The sequence below is a fragment of the Streptomyces sp. SM1 genome (assembly GCF_002910825.1).
GTDB classification, from domain to species: Bacteria; Actinomycetota; Actinomycetes; order Streptomycetales; family Streptomycetaceae; genus Streptomyces; species Streptomyces okerensis.
The window spans coordinates 1-2,465 of record NZ_NEUB01000338.1 but is presented as its reverse complement, the minus strand read 5'-3'; the positions used below and the strand labels follow the sequence as shown (position 1 = coordinate 2,465).

General features: G+C 72.0%; 3 protein-coding genes. 2 read left to right on the top strand and 1 reads right to left on the bottom strand.

Translation table 11 applies throughout. The features are described from left to right. Positions 1 to 354 precede the first annotated feature (354 nt). Complete coding sequence (locus B9S61_RS08595) at positions 355 to 1,740, top strand: tannase/feruloyl esterase family alpha/beta hydrolase (RefSeq protein ID WP_103541715.1); 1,386 nt, start codon at positions 355 to 357, stop codon at positions 1,738 to 1,740. 4 nt (positions 1,741 to 1,744) lie between these two features. Here B9S61_RS08595 and B9S61_RS08590 read toward each other — a convergent pair whose 3' ends face one another. Continuing rightward, entirely contained in the window at positions 1,745 to 1,927 is a 183-nt protein-coding gene (locus tag B9S61_RS08590; RefSeq protein WP_103541714.1) for a hypothetical protein, read from the bottom strand. Between the two features lie 260 nt (positions 1,928 to 2,187). On the opposite strand from B9S61_RS08590, the gene B9S61_RS08585 reads away from it, so the two are divergent. Beyond that, positions 2,188 to 2,465, top strand: a 278-nt coding sequence (locus tag B9S61_RS08585) for a hypothetical protein (RefSeq protein WP_146064755.1), incomplete at its 3' end; no start/stop codon positions are given.

Below are 2,465 nucleotides of genomic sequence, written 5' to 3'. Positions count from 1 at the left end.
TGCGCGCACCCTGCGCGCCGACGGGCCCGGCTGGTCCCTGGTGGCCAGGACGGACGACATCGCGTTCGTGCTGCTCGACGACGAACCCGGCGAGGTCCTCCCGGTGGGTCGTGGAGCGGAGCTGCCGGGCCTCCTCGAAGCGCTCGACCAGATGGCCGTACGGCCGCTCTGAGCAGGCGCGGCCTTGGGCCGAGCCACGGGTGTCGGACGTTAGCGTGTGCTCCGACCCCACGTACGAGCACCGTTCTGCATGGCGCCGGCCCATAGATGACGGCCAGGTCGGACGCTCACCATGGGGCAGTTCCGCGATCAACCCCTTGTCCCCTTCCGCCGCCCGTCTTCTCGGAGGCCGTCATGCGCCCCTCCCGTGGCGTTCCGCTGCTCGCCGCCGTCCTCACCGCGGCCGCCCTCACCGCTCCGTCCCCGGCCGGCGCGGCCGGAGACGGTCACTGTGCCCGCCAGGAGCAGGTACACGTGCCCGGCGCTGCGCATCAGCGCGGTGTCTGTCTGGCCGATCTGACCACCACGGGTCTGGCCGGCACCACGTACACCGACATGGCCGACCAGGCAGGGCTGACCGCCGGCGCCACCCGGTCGCCCTCCGGCGTGCCCGGAATGCAGATCGACGGATACTTCCCGGACTCCTCCCGCTTCAACAACACCCACGGCTGGGCGCACGACGCGCAGTTCGTGATCCGGCTGCCCGACCGCTGGAACGGCGGGCTGGTGGTCACCGGCGCACCGGGCAACCGCAAGCAGTACGCGACCGACAGGGCGATCTCCGACCATGTGCTGGCGCGCGGCTACGCCTACGCGGCGACCGACAAGGGGAACAGCGGTGTCGACTTCTACCGTGACGGCAGGCGGCCCGGTGACGCGGTCGCCGAGTGGAACGCGCGGACCACGCAGCTGACCCGGGCGGCGCGACGCGCCGTGGCACAGCGCTATGGGCACGCCCCGCGCCGCACGTACATGACGGGTGTGTCCAACGGCGGCTACCTCACGCGCTGGCAGCTGGAGAACCACCCGGAGCTGTACGACGGCGGCGTGGACTGGGAGGGCACGCTGTGGGCCGGTGAAGGGCGTCAGCCACTGGCCTCCCTGCCGGTGGCGGTGGCCAGGACGTTCGGCAGGGCGACCGACGACGACATGTACGCGGCGGGCTTCGCACGAGGGTCCGAGTTCCTGTGGCCGTACCACGCCCGGGCGTACTGGGGCGTCACGCAGAAGATCTACCGCGCGGAGTTCGACCCCGGGTACGACCCGGGCTGCCCCGGATCCTCCGCGGGGTCGACACCGGAACAGATCCTCGCTCCCTGCCCCTCCGACGCAGCCTACGACTACACCACGCGCCCGGCGTCCGTGCACCGCGCCGTGAACCGGGTGGCGCTCACCGGGCGGATCGGCCGGCCCATGATCACCCTGCACGGTGATCTGGACGCGCTGCTGCCCAAGGCCGTCGACTCCGATGTGTACGACGACATGATCGAGTCGAGCGGGCGGGGGCGGCTGCACCGCTACTACACGGTGCAGGACGGCACGCACGTCGACGGCCTGTACGACACCCACCCGGACCGGCTGCGGCCGATCCTGCCCTGTTACCGCTCGGCGTTCGACGCTCTGGCCGCCTGGGTGGAGCGCGGGGTCACGCCGCCCGCGGACCGGACGATCGGGAGGCCCGCGAGCGGCGACGTGGTCAACTCCTGCGCGCTGGACGCCGGTGAGACGGTGACGCGGTAGCGCCTCAGCGGCCCAGCTCCTTGCGCGAGACGCGGCGCAGCCTGCGCCGCTGGGCGGGGTCGAGGGTGAGGTAGACGGCGGCCGGGACTCCCAGGACTATCAGAAGCGCGGCCCACCAGGGCAGCCAGATGAGCAGGATGAGTCCGGCCGCCACACCCCCCGCGGCAATCTTGGCGTTCTTCGACATGAGTGTCGCCTCCTTCGCGGCCACTGCCGCTCTCTGTCGTGAGAACGGGCCCGCCCGTCCGGTGGTTCCGGACCGCGACCCCGAGACGTCCCTGGGATACGCCCCCTAAGGTCTCCCGGACCTGTCCCGCCGAGCCTCCTGAAGGCAGCCCCACGGAAGGCCCACGGCGTGCCTCCATGGTGACTCGACTCACAGCGCACGCATACCCGGCCGACTCCGCTCTGTTGTACCCTCGACCGCTCCTGCTTCACTAGTCAAGTTTGAGGACTTCTGTCATCGCCCTGCAGACGACTCCCCCGGCATCCGCCTCCGCGTCCGCCGAACTGATCCACTGCTCCGCCGTGTTCCTCCCCGGTGACCCCGCCCGCACGGGCCGGGTCGCCTTCTGGCGCCCGGACGGTTCCGTTCCGCCGTCCGTGGCCCCGGCGTCGGCCGAGCACCTGACCGTCATCGTGCCCGGCGACGCCGGGGCCGAGGCGGTGCGGGTGCCGGCCGCCGTGCTGCCCCTGGACGCCGCGGTTCCGGTCCTCGCGGGTGC

Bases quoted from the DNA above. Each gene is read 5' to 3' on its own strand.
- B9S61_RS08595 (WP_103541715.1), top strand. From the start codon at position 355: ATGCGCCCCTCCCGTGGCGTTCCGCTGCTCGCCGCCGTCCTCACCGCG.
- B9S61_RS08590 (WP_103541714.1), bottom strand. From the start codon at position 1,927: ATGTCGAAGAACGCCAAGATTGCCGCGGGGGGTGTGGCGGCCGGACTC.